Annotated in this window: 12 protein-coding genes and 1 pseudogene; 6 read left to right on the top strand and 7 right to left on the bottom strand. The window is 41.3% G+C overall.

Annotated elements, in window-relative coordinates:
- Nucleotides 1-774, top strand: a pseudogene (locus HMPREF9420_RS14635) (SusC/RagA family TonB-linked outer membrane protein); the annotation flags it as partial.
- 49 nt (nucleotides 775-823) lie between these two features.
- Entirely contained in the window at nucleotides 824-2425 is a 1602-nt protein-coding gene (locus HMPREF9420_RS06035; protein WP_398394798.1) for a RagB/SusD family nutrient uptake outer membrane protein, read from the top strand.
- 220 nt (nucleotides 2426-2645) lie between these two features.
- On the opposite strand, the gene HMPREF9420_RS14630 is transcribed toward HMPREF9420_RS06035, so the two are convergent.
- Nucleotides 2646-3620 (bottom strand): hypothetical protein, encoded by a 975-nt coding sequence (locus HMPREF9420_RS14630; protein WP_007134611.1) that lies wholly within the window; start codon nucleotides 3618-3620, stop codon nucleotides 2646-2648.
- A gap of 19 nt (nucleotides 3621-3639) precedes the next feature.
- Nucleotides 3640-4197 carry a phosphatase PAP2 family protein gene (locus HMPREF9420_RS14625; RefSeq protein ID WP_248628079.1) on the bottom strand — a complete coding sequence of 186 codons (558 nt, stop codon included), beginning with the start codon at nucleotides 4195-4197 and terminating at the stop codon, nucleotides 3640-3642.
- 534 nt (nucleotides 4198-4731) lie between these two features.
- Between HMPREF9420_RS14625 and priA the strand changes: the two genes are divergently transcribed.
- The gene (gene priA / locus HMPREF9420_RS06025) at nucleotides 4732-7002 is read left to right on the top strand and encodes a replication restart helicase PriA (RefSeq protein WP_007134607.1); all 2271 of its coding nucleotides are present in this window, start codon (nucleotides 4732-4734) and stop codon (nucleotides 7000-7002) included.
- Between the two features lie 24 nt (nucleotides 7003-7026).
- On the opposite strand, the gene HMPREF9420_RS06020 is transcribed toward priA, so the two are convergent.
- Nucleotides 7027-7623 (bottom strand): hypothetical protein, encoded by a 597-nt coding sequence (locus HMPREF9420_RS06020; protein WP_007134606.1) that lies wholly within the window; start codon nucleotides 7621-7623, stop codon nucleotides 7027-7029.
- A gap of 308 nt (nucleotides 7624-7931) precedes the next feature.
- On the opposite strand from HMPREF9420_RS06020, the gene HMPREF9420_RS06010 reads away from it, so the two are divergent.
- Nucleotides 7932-9470, top strand: a complete 1539-nt coding sequence (locus HMPREF9420_RS06010) for an OmpP1/FadL family transporter (RefSeq protein WP_007134604.1) — start codon at nucleotides 7932-7934, stop codon at nucleotides 9468-9470.
- 214 nt (nucleotides 9471-9684) lie between these two features.
- Here the strand turns inward: HMPREF9420_RS06010 and HMPREF9420_RS06005 are convergent, their stop codons facing one another.
- Nucleotides 9685-12114: a DUF3943 domain-containing protein gene (locus tag HMPREF9420_RS06005; RefSeq protein ID WP_007134603.1), complete on the bottom strand. Its 2430-nt coding sequence runs from the start codon at nucleotides 12112-12114 to the stop codon at nucleotides 9685-9687.
- An 885-nt stretch (nucleotides 12115-12999) separates the two neighbouring features.
- Here HMPREF9420_RS06005 and HMPREF9420_RS06000 point away from each other — a divergent pair.
- Entirely contained in the window at nucleotides 13000-13572 is a 573-nt protein-coding gene (locus HMPREF9420_RS06000; RefSeq protein WP_007134600.1) for a hypothetical protein, read from the top strand.
- Nucleotides 13573-13642: 70 nt separating this feature from the next.
- On the opposite strand, the gene HMPREF9420_RS05995 is transcribed toward HMPREF9420_RS06000, so the two are convergent.
- The 3 genes from HMPREF9420_RS05995 to gltX all read right to left on the bottom strand — a co-directional run bounded on the left by HMPREF9420_RS05995 (nucleotide 13643) and on the right by gltX (nucleotide 17282).
- Nucleotides 13643-14383 carry a hypothetical protein gene (locus tag HMPREF9420_RS05995; protein WP_007134599.1) on the bottom strand — a complete coding sequence of 247 codons (741 nt, stop codon included), beginning with the start codon at nucleotides 14381-14383 and terminating at the stop codon, nucleotides 13643-13645.
- Between the two features lie 118 nt (nucleotides 14384-14501).
- Nucleotides 14502-15725, bottom strand: a complete 1224-nt coding sequence (locus HMPREF9420_RS05990; RefSeq protein ID WP_007134598.1) for a 3-deoxy-D-manno-octulosonic acid transferase — start codon at nucleotides 15723-15725, stop codon at nucleotides 14502-14504.
- A 39-nt stretch (nucleotides 15726-15764) separates the two neighbouring features.
- Entirely contained in the window at nucleotides 15765-17282 is a 1518-nt protein-coding gene (gene gltX / locus HMPREF9420_RS05985; RefSeq protein WP_007134597.1) for a glutamate--tRNA ligase, read from the bottom strand.
- Nucleotides 17283-17377: 95 nt separating this feature from the next.
- On the opposite strand from gltX, the gene HMPREF9420_RS05980 reads away from it, so the two are divergent.
- Nucleotides 17378-19513 carry an HD family phosphohydrolase gene (locus HMPREF9420_RS05980; protein WP_007134596.1) on the top strand — a complete coding sequence of 712 codons (2136 nt, stop codon included), beginning with the start codon at nucleotides 17378-17380 and terminating at the stop codon, nucleotides 19511-19513.
- Nucleotides 19514-19562 lie beyond the last annotated feature (49 nt).

Here is a 19562-nt window from a genome sequence, read left to right as displayed (position 1 = left end):
GATGAAGATATCGAACTTATGGGTTGGGTAGGAGGTTCAGAAGCAATCTTACGTGTAGGTGAAAGTATGGGTAGTTTCTATGGTTATCGTCGTTATGGTGTTATAACTAAAGAAATGCAGCAGACTGAGAAATGGTCTCAGAAAGATGTTGATAATGGACTTTGTTCGGCCATACAAATAGGGACTTCTAAATACAGTGTACATCAGATAGGGCGGCCTAATCGTTCTGCTAAGAAAGAAATTATTGGAAAAGGTCTCCCTGATTGGACAGGAGACTTCTCTAATACTTTTAATTATAAAGGTTTTGATATAACAATGGATTGGCAATTTGTCATGGGAGTTCAAACTATGCAGCAATTCTATCATCCAACTTATGATAGATTTGGTATTACAAATGGTCTAAAGAATATACTTTATGACGCTTATGATGGAACTAATCCTAAGACGATGGAACAAATGATTCGACTATGTAACTCTGGACATGCAGGACAGGATACAACAATCGATTCTAGTTGGATATGTAGTGGTTCATACCTTAGATTGAATATGTTGCAATTAGGTTATACGTTCTCTTCTGATATATGTCGTAATTTAGGTGTTCATGGGTTGCGTGTCTATATAAGTGGAAATAATTTAGCACTTATGACTTCCAGTAAGTTTAATGGCTTTGATCCAGAATCATCTTCTCATGGTGATCAGTTTGGTCAGAATATGACTTTCTATTCTTATCCCCGTTCTCGGACATATACATTTGGGGTCAATGTTACATTTTGATTTAATAACTTTATAGAATTACATATATGAAAAATTATATATATTATCGATTAGTTTAGGATTGTTTTTCTGTTCTTGCGATAGTTGGCTTGAAGAAAAACCTGAATCAATGCTAACAAGGAACGATTTTAATAAGACGGAGCAGCATTTTAGTGGACAAGTAAATCTCCTCTATCGGTCAGGGTTCGTTAATCAATATACGAATGCAGGGAGTGCATACATCGGCCCTTTTGCCTCAATTTCGTCAATGCTAACAGGATATTTCCGAAATTCATATGAAGGACAGGAACAAGTTTGTAAATTTGCACGTGAACTTACACGACAAGCTGAAACAAATACAGTCTCCGGTACTATGGATGGTGTTTGGGATGTCTGTTATAACGCTATCAATATTGCTAATAGTGTGATAAATAATATTAATGCAAATGGAGTTAAAATTTCAGATTCTGCAAAAAAACAACTTGAGGCTGAAGCTAAATTCTTTCGAGGAATGAATTATTTCTTCCTTGTAAAAGTGTTTGGGGACGTTCCGTTGTCTACAGAAGCTTATTATAGTGCTTCCCAAAATATGCAATTAGAACGTACATCTAAAACAAAGGTTCTTGCTTTGGTAGAGCAAGATTTGACAGACGCTGTAAATAATCTGACAGTAGGAACATGGCAGAACAATTCTCATCGAATAACAAAATATGTTGCAGAAATGGCTCTTACAGACATGTATATGTTTATAGGAAATTATGAAAAGGCAGCTTCTTGTGCTAAAGATATTATTCAATCTGGTCTTTATCAATTAACCAAGAATGATGATAGAGCACTTAAAAGTGCATATAACAAACTCAGAACGTTAGACGATCTTCCTGAAGTTATATATGCAGAGGAATTTGATAACGCTGTCTCTACTTCAGGATGGCGCCCAACTTATGCTTTCACTTCATCCGCAACAGGAGTCTTTGATAAGTATTCTATTTTTGAACGTGTGTTTGGCCCTACAGGACGTTTCTTAAATATCTATACTGATGATGATTTAAGAGGACAAGAAAAGCAATTTTTTGCAACGTCATATACGAATCCTAATAATGGAAAGAGTTGGAATATGCCTGTTTTTGGCAATGTAACTTCATCAGATCCTGCTTATTATGATCAAATAGGTTGTTGGTATTTTTTTGATGAAGAGGCTGATTTATATACAAGTAGAGGTACAAAAGATTGGAATATTTATCGTTATGCAGAAACATTGTTAGATGCGGCAGAAGCTTTGACTCATATTCAGGGAGTAACAGCACAAGCTGCAGATTATTTAGCTCAAGTGCAGTCTCGAGCACTTGGTCAAAGTGTGTCTACACTTAAAGCTAATTTGATGAATCTTTCTAAAGAGAAGTTTATTGAACTATGCTGGACCGAAAGATTACGTGAATTCCCTCTGGAAATGAAAATCTGGGATGATTGCGTGCGTACGGGTAAATTCCCTATTATTTCTAATATTCTTCGTAGTGGAGAAGTTGTCTATGTTGATCTCGTTGGTGCTAATAATGGAGCGGGTGCTAAGATTAAACAAACTGATCTCCTGTGGCCTATATCTCTCAATGAGATGCAACGAAATTTGAAACTTACACAAAATGAAGGGTATCAAAAATCTAATAAGGCTGAATAATCGATCTTCATAGTCTAATGGATGTTGTAAGTTATTAAAAGGAGTAATAACTTAACTATTTATAGTTCTATCCGTTTCTTTGCTTTAATAAATAAAAGTGTTGAACATAGAGAATGGATAGAACTATTTTATATAAGGGTAGCGTTATATAGTTATTAATGTATATATTCGTAGCAGTGTCTTTCAGTTAGTTATGCCTTGGCGAGGAAGTTATGAGCATTCAGAAGCAGAAAGAGAATGCAGCGCCAAGAATGGGTTGGGAGACGCTTTTCTTTTGTGAGGCAACGTAAGGGGCAATATAGTCACTGATGTTATTGACTGTTTGTCCGTTGAGAGTTATAGAGTGGCCGGCATCTTTAAGGAAAAGAGTGGGAGTATAGGTTGACCTGTAGGTGCAACGCACAAAATTGTAATCAAGAAAGACTTTCCATGCCATTCTCGATTTATAAGCAAAGGTGGCAGAAAGTCCTGTTCCGATAATCGTTGCATTATCTCCACCCACTTGAAAGAAATTCCACTTGCTGTAGTAGGGCTTCCCGTTATCTTTTCCGTTTCCTTTTATTTCGAGTGTCGGCACGGTCTTACCATGTTGCGGTTCATATTCAAATGCAATATCTCGCTGATGTCCTTTAACTTCAGCAGTGACAGCAATGCCATCTAAATAGCTTCTGCCCACAAGGAGTTTTGAACCTAATGCAAACCTTTTGCTGATAGGGAAATTGAAGTATACTCCACCGCTCCAGTTGAACTCTGCCATGTGGTTAGATTCAACGGTCAGTGTGTAGCTGTCAAGAAATCCGGCATTTGCAGAAGCGAGCTGGCTCAGAATTCCAATAGGATGCAGTGCATCCTTATCATATCCTTTGACATTACGTGATGTAATCATCAGACGTCCACCCAAGCCAATATTCCGATTTAGAAAATAGGCACTCTCGACGCCAACGGCAATGCCACGTGAAAGTTTAATCTTTCGTTTCTTTTGCCCATGATAATATTCGTTCAGTCCGGGAAGATGCTCCATGAAATCAAGATGACGCTCACTTAGGCCGATACCCATTTGCACATTGAAGAAACTTGGGTACTTATAAAGGTCAAGTTCGTTATCCCTGTCATGGCGTAACAAACCTTTGTTCTTGAAAAGTAAATCCCCCCAAAGTATAGCCCATTTCTGTAGACAGAATACCAATACCCGCACCGGCAAACGTGTCGCTTGCTCAATGTCTGTTGTTAAATACGCGCATACAGCCTGTTGCCGTAGCAAGCATATAGCCTGCAATACTGTACCATGGGCTTCGAGTCATGCCATATTCTTTATGGAGTATTGTGGCAGCACTAAAGGCTGTGGCCGTATGACCGGAGGGGAAAGATTTGTTTGTCGAACCATCCGGGCGAAGTTCTCTGACAGAATATTTCATGGTTTCTACTAAAGTAGCCGTGATAATCAATGAAGCTGCACTGCTGACAGCATAGCGTTTGAGACTGCTTCGCCCCTCCACTCCCGCAACTTTCAGTCCTGTGGTCAGCAATAGTGGAGCATATTGTATATAGTTATCTGCAGATTGGTGGAAATTCAGTTGGAATTTATTGCGTACTTCCCTGATATTTCTTTTCTCACTTCTTAGTGCAATTCCTGCCACTATCCATGGCAGCCCTGCCAATGACATAGAAGCGTTGACCCTGTATCTGTATTCCTGCGTGTTATGATGAACTGCATTTCCCATGCTGTCAGTAAGGCTTGTTTCCTCAGTGATATTGCTTAAAGAGTCTGTCATAGATGTGGTTGCCAAACAATTTGCAGCAGTGAAAAGAAATATGAAACTTACTAACGCGCGACAGTTCTTGTGTTTTATGATTGAATTGGCGTGATGCATTTACAGTTGTCGGACTTTATTTCTGTGGCAAAGATATATAAAACGATTGAAAAGTGAAAGCTATATGTCCGAAAGTTTATACTAATCTATCCTTAAGAGAGGACAGTTGATAAAGATGTTGCTGATATTAACAGAAATATCATGCCCTGCTTTACTTTGCAATCTGCGTTATATTGCGTGGTAAAATGATAGAGATTACAGCGTAAAGTGACGCAAGTTGCAGTGTGGTTTTCTGTAAACGGGGAATTCATGTCTTGTTTGTGGGAAAACAGGATGTTGCGAGCCAACTTTCAATGCGTGTTCTCCTGATAATCTTCAACCTGTTTTTTGCATGAAGCTTGAAGTGAGTTGACCGCACGTCTGCAATGTTTTGAGCCTCCTTTTCCTCCTGCATTTTGTCGGAAATCCCATTATTTTATTTATCTTTGCAGGCGCATGAAATTCGTAGAAGTGGTTCTTCCGTTGCCCTTAGACGGGCTGTTCACCTATTCAGTTGCCGAGAAACAAGTGGCAAGTGTACAGGTGGGAGGTCGTGTGCTCGTGCCGTTGGGTAAATCAAAGCATTATATTGGCATCGTGATGCGCCTTGTTGACGAGCCGCCTGCATTTGAAGTGAAGCCTATCATAGAGGTGGTTGATCAGCGCCCCATATTGCTTCCGCAGCAAATGAGGCTTTGGCAATGGATTTCCGACTATTATCTCTCGCCGTTGGGAGATATCTATAAGGCTGCATTGCCCTCGGGATTGAAGGCGGAAGAAGGCTATCGACCGAAGACAGAGACGTATATTACGCTGGGTTCTGCCTATCGTAATGAGCAGACGCTGCATGTTGCGTTGAATCTTTTGGCGCGTGCCACGAAACAACAAAAGGCTTTTGAGGGTTTTCTTGCACTCTCTCATTGGGATACACTCCATGGCGATGCGCCTCAACAACAGCCGGTTGAGTTGACACGTGAAGAGTTGATGAACGCCACAAACACATCGTTGGCAGTCATTAAAGCATTGGTTGATCGCGGAATGCTTGTGCTTTATCAGAAGGAGGTGGGCCGTTTGAATACTTCAGAAGAGGCACATCCAGAGTTGATGAAGCCGTTGAACGAAGCTCAAACAGAAGCTTTTAACTCGATAAATGAGCAGTTTGCTGAGAAAAATGTAGTGCTTTTGCATGGTGTAACATCAAGCGGTAAGACAGAAATCTATATTCATCTCATTCAGCAGGCACTCGATCGGGGCGAGCAAGTGCTTTATCTCTTGCCAGAAATCGCCTTAACTGTGCAGATAACGAGCCGGTTGAAGAAGGTTTTTGGAAATCGATTGGGCATCTATCATTCTAAATATAGCGATGCCGAGCGTGTGGAAATATGGAACAAACAGCTTTCCAATGCTCCCTATGATATTGTGCTTGGGGCGCGCAGTGCTGTCTTTCTGCCCTTTCAGAAGCTTGGACTGGTTATCATAGATGAGGAACATGAGACGAGTTTTAAGCAGCAAGAGCCCTCTCCGCGCTATCATGCCAGAAGCTCAGCTGTCGTGTTAGCATCGCTTTATAAGGCTAAAACCTTGTTGGGAACTGCCACTCCTTCGATGGAAAGTTACTACAATGCACAGCAAGGAAAGTATGGACTCGTGACGCTTTCTACACGCTTTAAGGGGATAGAACTGCCTCAGATTGATGTGGTAGATGTAAAGGATTTGCAGCATAGAAAGATGATGCAAGGTCTGTTTTCGCCACGACTTTTGCAAGCGATTGGCAATGCTTTGCAAGACGGAAAGCAAGTAATTTTGTTTCAAAATCGGCGTGGTTTTGCACCAAGAATAGAGTGTACGGAGTGTGGTTGGGTGCCAAAGTGCACGAATTGTGATGTCACTTTGACGGTTCATAAGAATCTAAATCTACTCTCATGTCACTATTGTGGCTTCACGTATAGCATGCCTACAAAATGCCCTCAGTGTGGAAGTGAGAAACTTGTCAGTAGGGGTTATGGCACAGAAAAGATTGAAAATCAGGTTCGAGAGCTCTTTCCTGAAGCACGGGTGGCGCGTATGGATCTCGACACCACACACACACGGAATGCTTATGAGCGTATTATTGCTGACTTTTCAGCAGGAAGAACGAACATACTTATAGGCACTCAGATGATTAGTAAAGGCCTTGATTTCGACAATGTTAGCGTTGTAGGGATACTCGATGCAGATGCAATGATGAACTATCCTGACTTTCGTGCCTATGAGCATGCATTCATGATGATGAGTCAAGTGAGTGGGCGTGCGGGCCGAAAGGGGCGACAAGGACTTGTGATTCTGCAGACAAAGAGTGCTGACTTGCCTATAATCAGGCAGGTTGTAGCGCATGATTTCAAATTGTTTTGTGCGGATTTACTTGATGAACGTGCCCTATTCCATTACCCACCTTTCTTTCATTTGGTTTATGTTTACCTCAAACATAACAAAAATGAGATAGTAGAGACAGCTGCATTAGAAATGGGAAGTCGCCTGCGTCAATACTTTTCTGACCGTATACTTGGGCCAGATAAGCCTGCGATTGCACGCGTAAAGACAATGCATATCCGTAAGATTATCATTAAACTTGAGAATGGAATTGATCAAAAGCGTGTGCGTGAAGTGCTTCGTTACGTTCAAAAGCAGATGATGCAAGACAAGCGTTATGCCGCCTTACATATTTATTATGATGTTGATCCAGTGTAAAAGACTTCTCCTAAGCTTTTTGTTTTAGAAATCACTACTGATATCTATTGGTGCAAGCGTTTGATAATAGAGAAACACGTAATACCACATTTCGTACCCAACAGATTCACTATGTATGTAAACAAGGTCCATACTATTTTGATTTTTCCCTAAAGCTATAGTTCTTTCATATAAAGTTGAATCTTGGCTTGGAGGCATTTCTGTGAATTTATACTTTTGAGATAACATGCTTTTCAAGTTCTCATACATATGCATTGCCTCTTGCTTATCTTTGAAAGAACAATAGAATTGTATACTGTTAAATTTATTTTTGATGAAATAGACATTTACGCCATTCCAGTTTATGTCTCCAAATGAAAAATATTTTCCTTGATTTGATACCATACTTAATGAAGTATTGGTGCCCAAGTTATAATTACATATTATGCCATGTTGGGCGAATTTATTCACTAATTCCTTTTTCGTTGCTCCAAAATGTACGCCAAAGAATTCATCTTGTATGTTTTCATTCCATACTGTATCTAAGGCCGTTTGATTATTATTATTGTTAGATTTGCACGACGTCATGGCGGAAAGGCTAAGTATTGCAACAAAGATGATGAGCCAAACTATCTTTTTCATGTTATATGTTTGATAAGTTATAATGAATAGTCTGAATGCAAAGTTATATTATTTTTATTTTAAAAGCAAGTAAAAAGAATAGAAATTTATAGTAATATTGCATTAAAAGACTTGTTGATTTGATATGATTCTCGTTCTTTTTCATTGCACAAAGTTTCGTGAAATGCGCAATTTTATTGCACAAAAAATAAGAAATGTGCAGAAAACTTGCTTTTTAGTGTTAACACAAATTAAATATATCGGGAGATTTGTTGACATAAAGAACAATCTAAATACCTTTGCGACGAATTGCATTAAGGTTTATAAAGATGAATAAATTAAAATTTAGTTTTATCGCGCTTGCTATCTTTTCATCGCAAGCATCATGGGCAGGTGGACTGCTGACCAACACAAATCAGAATGTTGCTTTCAACAGAATGTTAAGTCGTGAGGCTTCTATTGGCATTGATGGAGTGTATTCTAATCCAGCCGGTGTAGCCTTTTTAAAAGATGGTTTGCATCTTTCTTTGAACTGGCAACTCGTGTTTCAGAGTCGTATTATCAGTAATGAGTTCCCGCTTTATGCCTTGAATCAGAACAACAACTCTACTACTCGAGAATTCAAAGGAACAGCATTCGCCCCCGTATTACCATCAATTCAGGCCGCTTATAACTGGAAAAAGTTCTCTTTCCAAGCGATGTTTGGCATCACAGGTGGAGGCGGAAAATGCACCTTCGACAATGGACTTGGCTCGTTTGAAAAGATAGTTGGTGAAACCGCTATGGGCGTAACAGGTTTAGCTCAGGCTTTAGATGGCGCCTCACATGGTGCACTTGGTCTCACTTCGCCAGCCATGTTTGGAAAGAAAGGCTATAGCTTCGACAGCTATATGCGTGGTCGTCAGTATTATTATAGCTTCTCTTTAGGTGCTGCTTACCGTGTATTGCCCGAGTTAAGTGCCTTTGCTGGAGTACGTGGAGTGTATGCTTTGAGCAACTATTATGGCTACGTTCGCAACATCAAAGTAGGCAATGTACCTCTTTATACCATGCTCGATGCAACGAAAACTGGCTCTGCTAACATTGAGTTAAACTGCGATCAATCTGGTGTTGGCTTTACTCCTGTGTTGGGAATTGACTATAAAACGGGTCGTTGGAACTTTGCAATGAAGTATGAATTCAAAACGCGTATGCGCCTAAAGAATGAGGCAGTGAATCAACTTCCAAGTATAGGTAACCTCCCACAAACCTTAGGTGTGATGTTCGTTCAAAAGGGAATGACTCCTGCTCAGGCTCAAGCCGTGCTCACAAATCCTACTGTTTTAGGTGCAATGAAAGGCATAAAGGAGCAATTCGACCAAAAGATTGATGAGGCAACTGGTGAGTTTGCCGACGGAAAGAAGGTCGCTGCAGACATCCCTGCCTATCTTGCTATCGGTGCAGGTTACTCTCCTATCGATGCATTGCGCATCAATGCAGGCTTCCATTACTTTTTCGACAAGCAGGCAACTGCCTATAAACACCGTGAGGATAAACTCAAACGCGGTACGATGGAGTGGAATGCAGGCGTTGAATTTGATGCAACAAAGACCATTACGGTTAGTGCTGGCTGGCAGAACACAAGTTATGGATTGACCAAAGAATATATGGATGACAAGTCATTTGTGGCCAATTCAAACTCAGTTGGTGTGGGTGCATGCTTTCATTTAAGTAAAAAGATTGACTTGAATGTGGCTTATTTCCACACTTTCTATAACCATTTCAATGGTGATAAGACTGAAAACTTAAACGGAACAATACTTCCTTATAAGGCTGATTTCACACGAAACAACAACGTGTTTGGTGCTGGTGTCGACATCAGCTTCTAAAGAATATAGTGCTATCACCTGCAAAAGTGAAGCACAAACAAACTGAAAAGTTTTCTAATGAAAAGTCGTTCATAGAGGTAAACCCCTTTATGAACGACTTTTTTAATGTCCTTATGTCTTGCTGTTACATTCACAAAGGCTATCAATCCATAAGAAATGAACTGTTAATGCAGTCTAAGACACTCGCAGGAAGCCTATCTTTAGCCTGTGTTTCTTAGAATCTATAGACCAAACCTGCCTTAAATTCAAATGTGCGTGTAGCCACATTGTCATGATAGGCATAGCGCGTTTTGCGCATATAGAAGTTACTTGACAGCTCCATTCCCCAGTTATGTTTCATCTGAATCAATAGAACGGGGTTGATAACCATTAGTTCTGCATTGCTCTTATCCCCCTGTGCATTTAGATAGAGCGGGTCTATTGTCGTGTAATTCTTATTTTCATAGCCCTTCCATGTATAGATTCTATAGTAGTCAAGGTTTAGATTTAGCCGGCCAAGATAAGGAAAAGTCATCTCCGTTCGACTCTTAAAGCTATATCCCGAGCCCATATTATAGTCGCGATCTATAAAAGAATAATAGTCGCTTTTAGTCCCACCAAGGAGTATTAAGTCTGCAAATACACTCTGTTCTAACTTGTTTTTATTGCCAATCTCAGGGAATCTCCAAATCATTCCCGGTCCAATTGCAGCAGCTTCTGATATGCGATAAGGAGTTTGAGAACTACCATCTTTCACAGGTTGTGAATCATAATAGTTGAAGTGTTGAAAGATTCCACAAAGTGTTTGGCCTTCTTTCCCATCATAAACCAGCTTGCTCCATAGTCTGCCTGTAAGGTGAAAACCATGCACAAAAGGTTGATTGCCTGTGAATCCCATAGCAATATTTGCAGTGAAGTAATCGTAAGGAGAGGATGTGTTTTGGTTAAAGGGATCACCATAACGTAGGCTAAACGTCACGAATGGTTGGTGTTCACCGCGGAATATCGTACCATTGTCAGCCAGATATCGGTCACCTACACTCATCAAAAGCTCTACAGGAATCTCTGAAAAGTCATGATAGAGGAAGTTTTTATTGCGAGTTCGCCATGCATCTCCATTGAGAATACGTCTCAATCCCTGCATAGGATTGATGATGGTTGCAGCCATTTCGCGAAACAATCTGTTTGTTCCGTGGGCACGATCATTAAGGATGAGGGCGGAAACTCGATGGAAAACTTCTCCTATTGCAACGCCACCAAAGCTCGTGGCTAACATGTCGTTGAGGGCTGGAGGCTCTTTTTCTCCGAAGAATTCCCACATCATACTGCCCCCAATGGTAAAGGGAACACTCTGCCAAAAGCTAAATCCATTGCTGCGAGCCGAGTTGAAATAGAGGTTGCCATGATAGGGATGAGCAAACAGATTCGTTTTGAAGTTATCGTTATCCCACACAAAAGCGTGTCTAAAATTATTCCATGTACTATTCAAAGTGGTTTTGGCGAAGTCGCGACGCAAGACAAAGCGGTCAAAACAATGCACGAAAACATTGATTCCCACCACGCCCGCGAGTGCATTTCCCCAGCGTTGTTTCGTATAGTTATGGTCGTAAAAGCGAAACAAACTATCACTCTTTGCCTGCTCAAGTAGGCGCATTTGGAAGTTATAGTCACGTATTTTCTCGTCAATCCACTTTGTTTCGGCCTCATGGTTACGATCATAATGTAAGGTGATTCCGGCCTCAATCATCGGTCTACTGCGGTAGTTTTCGTGCGAACCATAGTATCGTGTGGTGCCATAACCAGTCGAAACATAAGCTCCTACCACGGAGTTGATTTGATAATCCAAGTTGAGATGTGCTTGCAAAGAATAGAGATGACGCGGTCCTTCTATGGTCTTTTTCTTTGCAATCTCAATGAAATATAATCCCAAATCGCCACTCAACGTCCACTTAGATGACAGGGGAATATATTGTCCGAAACGATAAAATATGTCGCCAGAGAACTCACTGTTGAAGCCCATATAATGTGTACCAAAGCCTAAAATGCGATAGCTTGTCTTGTTCTTAAACCTTAATGCTGCGTTGATTTTCGATGAAGTACCACCAAAAAGCATGTAATCTACGCGTGTTTGGGGCGAGAGATTAATGAGTCCGTAGCGCCGAGTTTGCGCATCACGCGAATAGTTTAAGAAGCCAATCTGCACACCTTTCGGCCGATAAGCCGCTGCGTTGATGAGACCAATCTGCGTTCCTCGTAGCGTGTCGGCATAGTTATAAGCGGCGATTTGCACTCCGCGTGTATCACCAGCGGTAATGTTTGATAATCCAGTTAGCTGCAAGCCGCCATTCATTCCCATTGCCGTATTGGTGAAAGCACTAAGTTGCAATCCACGGAGCGGTGTGAAAACAAGATTCGTAAAGCCTGCTATCTGAACGCCCTTTAAGGCATGCGAGGCATTGGCAAGCCCTGAAATGAGTGCTCCATGAGCGTCATGTCGAATACCACCATAAAGCAATCCCACCTGCAATCCGCGCAAACTGTCCACTTCACTGATAAGACCGACGTTCAAACGACTATTGAGTAATGAGTCATGATGATGGTTTAGACCAACTGCAATATTTGTAATGCGCTTGGTTTTTGGTGCTTGTTCTTGCGCATTTAGCATAGTGGAACACACTATCATCATGCATGAAATCAGGCATTTTCTCATATTTATCCTTATGGTTGAATGGTGATGAATAAATCTTTTTATGTTTAGAGCGTCAAATTATCATTCTTTTTACGTCGTCATCCTCTTGTTACAAAGCAAAAATCACAAGTTCTTCATTCGTTGAATTGCTTTTTATTTGTTGATTTATCGTTATCTAAGTGAATACATTTTGCATTGAATGGACGTAGGGAGTCTATGTGTTGCAAATTTAATCAATATTTCATTCTCTTGCAATTTTTTATATGTTTTCTTATGGATTGGCCATGGTTATCGTGTCATGCCATGGGCGTTATGGTTGTTTTCAAATGCGTTCATGATTTTATAAATAATAGATTACGCTTAGAAAGCGTAACACCGATGGCATTGATGTGTGTGTGTTGCAAACTAATGGGGTTTATGCCATGTTATAATCTGGCTCATTTTACGCTTCAATCTGCCTCATTTTGTCTTGCAATCTGGGTCATTTTACGCGGTAATCTGGCTCATTTCATGCGATGAAATGGTATGAATTGTGAGGTAATTTGCTTTAATTCATTTTGCATTGTTTTATTAACCGAGTCATCTTCTCCAATTGCCCCTCAACAACCTGCGCCATTGTGAGGTTAAACTACTTGGCTCTCTTTTTATGGAACCATAGATTGCTGTCTGTTGAGGCTATGAAACGGGGAGGGCATGGGGTAGGGCGTGAGGCCTTGTTTCTGCTGCATTATCGCGTGAGTTATGTCACATTGAGCATCATATTTAATGCGCTGATAAGCAAAAAAAGAAAAAAACTTGTTTTGATGAGGCAAGGATATCCGCATCTTTGCATTTTATAGATAAACAAAAACCATAATACAAATGAAAACAAATAAAAGGTTTCTTCTTCCCTTTTTGGGACTTTTGGTGTGTGTGCTGGGACTAACGGCCTGTTCAAGTGATAATGATGAAAATGTTCCCACTACGTGTATAGAGCCTCCTATCTATCAAGTGAACGAGGCAATTTGGCAGAAACTCATTGTTGGTCATGGGTGGAAACATGTTGTAAGCTATGTCGTGGAGAATGGAAAAATCACAAATCACGATTTCTATGACGGCATGATAGGTGCCTGTCCGGTTGATTTATACTTCACAAATGACTCTGTTACGACCTATTTCTATAGCGATGCATTGGGTGGAAGGCCCCCAAAAGTGACGAAAGCGTATACAAAACAGCTGTCGACTGACGGCAAAAGGTTTGAAGTTTATATAAAAGGAGAAACGCAACCTCTGCTTTCTTGCGAATGGTTGAACAGTCAACAACTTAGTTTTTACGAGTCACCTTTCGTGCATTCAGACGGCTCTCGTCAGATGCTTTTCACCTATATGCGGCGTATGTCGGATAAAGAATTAAAACAATGGCAGTCAGAAGCCAATATCATCCCGAGCAAGTAAGTGTTCAACTATAGCAGGATGACAGGCTGAAAACATATTTTTTTCATGATGTGCGTTTGCATCTTACCGTCTATTCATGGTAAGATGCAGCTGCATTTGTATTCTCGTTTATCTTTATTTTCAGGTAAACATAAGGGCAAGGACTATCTTTTGCTGATGATTGTCGATGCTGTCTATTCGGTTTTTCATAGCGATAGCACATCAGATAAAGCGTATTATCGGCACCCCAAAAGATGAAACGTCGCAATTCTTCTATGTTTTTTGCCTCCCAGGCATGTGGAAAACAGAGTGTAGAATCTTTGATAACACGAATGGTTTTCAGTTTGCCGGCCTCGTGTTTCCGTACAAGTATATTCAACGGAGGCTCTCCTGCATCTTCCCACCAGTCTTCTCCTGCCCAAAGACTATCCTTAGAATAGGCATGATATTCCATGGGAAGACGATAGTAAGAGGCACTGTCAACGGGGATAAGTTGTGCGTTTTTATTGAAGAGATGAATGAAAAGTTCGCCTGTTATACCCACAACAATTGCCATATATTCACCTGTTTTATGGACCTTTCCTACTTGAGAAACGTCTATAAGCGCCTTCCATTGGTGATAATGTTGCTTGATTTTGTTGACGATTTGGGTACGTGTTGCACTGTCAACCGCCATCGTATCAGCCACAAGGTTATAGGTTTGATACTGCTTGAAGGCTTCGTCGAACTCTTGTTTACTGATTTCTTGGAATTGAATATCAGAGGAACTGCATGCAAAAGTACCAAGACTGAGGACGAAAGTAAGGATGAAAAAACAGCTTTTAAGGTTCATAGTATGTGTTTTGATGAGGAAGATTGCGTTGTATTAGAAGTAGGTAGGCCACTTGGAGTGCCTGTGTTTGGTGTTCTTTGTCTTTGCTAAATCAACTCAATAAAAGTAGGAAAGCTCCTTAAAGAGGAAGGCTTCCCATAATTTTTTCAGTTGCTCCAGCTCGCCCTTTCACAAATTCTCCAGCATGTTTCTTTGAAGTTTGCAAGAACATTTCATCGGTTTCAAAGCGCAACATGAGGTCACGGAAGCTCTGATAATCATTGATTTCAAAGCCGCCCCCAGCCATTATTAACCCTTGAGCCTCTTGGAATCGTTTGTTGTTTGGACCGAAAATCACGGGAATATCCCACACGGCAGCCTCTAAGACATTATGAATACCGACGCCGAACCCACCACCTACGTAAGAAATTGTGCCGTAATGATAAATCGAAGAGAGTAGTCCGAAGCAGTCGATGATGAGTACTTCAGCATCTTTTACATTCTCTTCAGTGGCCTCAGTGTAGCGAACCACACGACGACCTTTTAGGAGTTCAAAGATTTGTGCAAGGTGATCTTCACCAATAACGTGTGGGGCAACGATGAGTTTCCAGTCTTTATGAAGATTGAAATACTTCAAAAATACCTCTTCATCGGGTAGCCATGATGAGCCAGCGATAAAGACTTTCGATATGTTTTCAGTGAATTTCTCGACAATAGGCAGTTGTTTGCTGGCCTCTTTAATTTGCAACACGCGGTCGAAACGCGTGTCGCCAACGACTTCTACATCGTGAATGTCAAGCTTGGCCAATAGGTTTTTGCTCTCAATATTCTGCACAAAGAAGTGTGTGAAGCATTTAAGAACGCGGCCATAGCCCTTGCCATACCACTGGAAGAAAATCTGATCGGGACGGAATATGCTGCTAACACTATAGGTAGGAACACCGCGATGCTGCAGAATATGTAAGTAGTTATACCAGAATTCGTATTTAATGAAGAAGGCCATCACGGGCTTTATCGCGCGAAGAAAGCGTCGTGCATTGCGTATTGTGTCTAAAGGAAGATAGCAGATGATGTCAGCTCCCTCATAGTTTTTACGCACTTCATACCCTGAAGGCGAAAAGAATGTGAGCAGAATCTTATATTCTGGGTGAGTCTTTCGCAGGTATTCCATAAGTGGACGCCCCTGTTCGAACTCACCAAGTGAAGCAGCATGGAACCAGATATAACGAGCGTTGGGGTCTACTTTCTCTCGTAAGACCTTGAGAGCTTGCCTTTCTCCGGCCCACATCTTCTTGACTTTCTTGTTGAAGCAGCTTGCAATGGCTACACCAATCAAGTATATGTATATGACAATATTATACACGATATTTAGAAAATTAATGCATTCTTTGCTGTGCCGGCCTTATTTCAACACTTCAATGGCTCTGCGTATGCGTTTCAAAGTCTCTTCTTTTCCAAGGAAAGCAGAGATATCAAACATGCCAGGTCCTTTGCCTATACCGACCAATGTCAATCGGAATGCGTTCATAACATCACCAAGTTTGTAGCCCTTTTGCTCTACCCAGTTCATGACTACAGGCTCTTGACCTTCTACAGTGAAGTCTTCTATGCCTTCAAGGACGTCAGCCAATTCAGCCATTTGTTGTGCAGAATATTCTTTCCAGCGTTTCTTTACAGTCTTTTCATCATAAGTTAATGGTGCGATGAAGAAGAAAGAACAAAGTTCCCAAAGTTCTTTGACAAAGCTAACTCGGTCTTTCATCATGTGAACGACTTGCGTAATGCGCTCCATTGACTCATCAATGCCGTTGTTAGCAACGATAGGTGCGAAGAGCTCGGCTATCTCTTTATCACTCTTTTTGAGGATATACTCGTGGTTGAACCATATTCCTTTCTGATAATCGAACTTCGCTCCATGAAGTGAACACTTACTAATGTCGAAAGCTTTTACGAGTTCTTCGAGGGTGAATAGTTCCTGTTCGGTACCTGGATTCCATCCAAGCAGGGCTAAAAAGTTAACGACTGCCTCTGGGAAATAACCGCTTTCACGGTATCCAGAGGATACTTCTGCGGTCTTAGGATCATGCCATTCCAAGGGGAATACAGGGAAACCGAGTCGATCTCCATCACGTTTGCTGAGCTTACCCTTGCCTTCTGGTTTCAAAAGTAGAGGCAGATGAGCAAACTTAGGCATAGTATCTTCCCAGCCAAATGCTTGATAAAGCAACACATGTAAAGGCGCACTGGGCAACCATTCCTCGCCTCTGATGACGTGAGTGATTTCCATTAGGTGGTCATCTACGATATTTGCCAAGTGATAAGTAGGCAGTTCGTCTGCACTTTTGTATAGAACCTTGTCGTCAAGGATGTCACTTTTGACAATTACTTCACCGCGAATCAAATCGAAAACGTGTATTTCTACGCCGGGTTCTACTTTGAAACGCACGGTATATTGACTGCCATCAGCAATAAGTTGGTCAACTTCGGCCTTGGAAAGTGTAAGAGAATTGCGCATTTGTAGACGCGTATGAGCATCATATTGGAAATTCTTTATTTCGCCACGCTTAGCTTCCAACTCCTCAGGAGTATCGAAAGCAATGTATGCTTTGCCTGCATCAAGCAGCTGTTTAACGTATTGTTTGTAAATCTCTCGACGCTCACTCTGTCGATAAGGGCCATGATTGCCGCCGAAACTAACGCCTTCATCAAACTTGATTCCAAGCCAACGGAATGACTCTATGATGTATTCTTCGGCGCCAGGAACAAAGCGATGCGAGTCAGTATCTTCGATTCTGAAGACAAGATCACCTCCGTGTTGACGTGCAAAGAGGTAGTTATACAAGGCAGTACGTACTCCTCCGATGTGCAAAGGACCCGTTGGACTGGGTGCAAAGCGCACTCTTACTTTTCTTTCTGACATATCTTGAGACTTAATTTTTGTGCAAATTTAATATATTTTTTTGAGTATTGGATAGATTTTTAGTATTTTCGCGTAGTAAACTCAAATTGAATGATATGACGATATTAGAGAAATATAAACATAAGAACTGGCGAAACATCGCCATTCGACTGGCACTAATTGCTATAACGGTAGTGATTATCGTGTTTTTTATGCCTCGAAACAAGGGCGTACAACTACGTTATGACATTGGGAAACCATGGATGTATGGGTCTTTTATCGCTAAGTTTGACTTCCCAGTATATAAGTCTGACGAGGCAGTTAAAGCCGAACAAGACTCTGTTTTGAAGTATTTCCAACCCTATTATAATTATGATTCATCGGTTGAAAAGAAAGTACTCAAGCAGCTTTATCATGATTTTAGTGTTGGCATTGAAGGTACACCATCGGGTACGTTGCATGTGATTGCCATGCGCTTGCATGAACTTTATCTCAACGGAATCATGTCTACACCCGAATATAACCGGCTCGTTCCTGACACAACACACATGATTCGCATTGTGAATGGAAAGGAAGCGTTGAGTGCCAACGCTGGAAAGTTCTATTCAACGATGTCGGCTTATGAGGCAATTCTACGCCATCCATCCTTAGTTCCCTATCGTTCCATCTTGCAACGTTGCAATCTAACAGACTATGTTTTACCTAATTTGATTTACGACAAACAACGTAGTGACACGGAGAAATCTGATCTTTTGAGTAGCATTCCGCTTGCAAGTGGCATGGTGATGAGTGGACAAAAGATTATTGATAGAGGCGAAATCGTCAACGATTACACCTATCGTGTGTTGAATTCTTTTGAGCGTGAGATGCAAAGACGCAACGCTTCAGAAGCTGAAATCACTAATACGCTCATCGGACAACTATTGTTTGTGACCATACTTGTGACGCTTTTCACGATTTATCTTGCTTTATTCCGCAAGGACTATTTCCTCAAATCGCGAAACATTCTCATGCTCTATGCGATGCTGACTGTATTCCCTATCATCGTATCGCTTATGATGAGTCACAGCATTTTCAGTGTCTATGTGTTGCCGTTTACGATGGTTCCTATCTTCGTTCGTGTGTTTATGGATTCCCGAACGGCCTTTATCACCCACGCAGTGATGATTCTTATCTGTGCCGCTACAGTCAGATACCAGTATGAATTCATTATTATCCAACTCGTAGCAGGCTTGATTACCATCTACTCTCTGCGCGAATTGTCAAGTCGTTCGCAGGTGTTTAAAACCAGTTTACTGGTTACTCTCGGAAGCATTGCCGTCTATGTGTCGCTCCAATTGCTGCAAAGCAATGACCTGTTGAAGCTTGATCGCGACATGTATGTATACTTCTTGGTCAATGGAGTGTTGCTGTTGCTGGCCTATCCACTGATGTATCTCATCGAAAAAACCTTTGGTTTCGTGTCTAATGTGACGCTTATCGAACTCTCAAATACTAATACTGGTTTGTTACGCGACCTGAGTGAGATAGCGCCGGGCACGTTCCAACACTCTATTACGGTAGGAAACTTGGCGGCAGAGATAGCCAACTGCATTGGCGCTAATAGCTTGTTAGTACGTACAGGGGCGCTATATCATGACATAGGAAAGATGACTAACCCTGTGTTCTTTACCGAAAACCAAGCTGGAGTGAATCCACATGACAACATGAAATACGAAGAAAGTGCGAAGATTATTATCAGTCATGTCACTGAAGGCGTGAAGTTGGCAGAGAAATACAATTTGCCTAACGTCATCAAAGATTTCATATTGACGCATCATGGGCGTGGAGTCACAAAATATTTCTATATCAAATATAAGAACGAACATCCCGATGAAGACATTGATATGGAGAAGTTTACGTATCCAGGACCTAATCCTTTCACGCGCGAACAAGCCATTTTGATGATGGCCGACACGGTAGAAGCTGCCTCACGCTCATTGAATGAGTACACCGAAGAGAGCATTAGTCAACTCGTCAACAAACTAATTGACGGCCAAGTTGCCTCTGGTTTCTTCACCGATTGCCCCATTACGTTCCGTGATATCTCGTTGGCGAAGAAACTTATCACTGCGCGTTTGATGGCAATATACCATACTCGAATCCAATATCCAGAACTAAGTCAACGCGCAAAAGCTGATGTTCATGAACCTTCTGCTGCTGAAAAGCAAAGAAACGAACTTCAACTTGCTGAAAAAGAGAAAACAGATTAAAAGCTTTTCACAATGTCGTCGGCAGGTCACCTCATTGCCGTGATTTGAC

It is taken from the genome of Segatella salivae DSM 15606 (assembly GCF_000185845.1).
Taxonomy (GTDB): domain Bacteria; phylum Bacteroidota; class Bacteroidia; order Bacteroidales; family Bacteroidaceae; genus Prevotella; species Prevotella salivae.
The sequence above is the reverse complement of the archived record's forward strand: the minus strand, read 5'-3'. Positions and strand labels throughout refer to the sequence as shown.

Excerpts from the sequence above, each read along its gene's own strand:
- HMPREF9420_RS14625 (WP_248628079.1), bottom strand. The coding sequence starts at position 4,197 with ATGACAGACTCTTTAAGCAATATCACTGAGGAAACAAGCCTTACTGAC.
- priA (WP_007134607.1), top strand. The coding sequence starts at position 4,732 with ATGAAATTCGTAGAAGTGGTTCTTCCGTTGCCCTTAGACGGGCTGTTC.
- HMPREF9420_RS06020 (WP_007134606.1), bottom strand. The coding sequence starts at position 7,623 with ATGAAAAAGATAGTTTGGCTCATCATCTTTGTTGCAATACTTAGCCTT.
- HMPREF9420_RS06010 (WP_007134604.1), top strand. The coding sequence starts at position 7,932 with ATGAATAAATTAAAATTTAGTTTTATCGCGCTTGCTATCTTTTCATCG.
- HMPREF9420_RS06005 (WP_007134603.1), bottom strand. The coding sequence starts at position 12,114 with ATGCTAAATGCGCAAGAACAAGCACCAAAAACCAAGCGCATTACAAAT.
- HMPREF9420_RS06000 (WP_007134600.1), top strand. The coding sequence starts at position 13,000 with ATGAAAACAAATAAAAGGTTTCTTCTTCCCTTTTTGGGACTTTTGGTG.
- HMPREF9420_RS05995 (WP_007134599.1), bottom strand. The coding sequence starts at position 14,383 with ATGAACCTTAAAAGCTGTTTTTTCATCCTTACTTTCGTCCTCAGTCTT.
- gltX (WP_007134597.1), bottom strand. The coding sequence starts at position 17,282 with ATGTCAGAAAGAAAAGTAAGAGTGCGCTTTGCACCCAGTCCAACGGGT.
- HMPREF9420_RS05980 (WP_007134596.1), top strand. The coding sequence starts at position 17,378 with ATGACGATATTAGAGAAATATAAACATAAGAACTGGCGAAACATCGCC.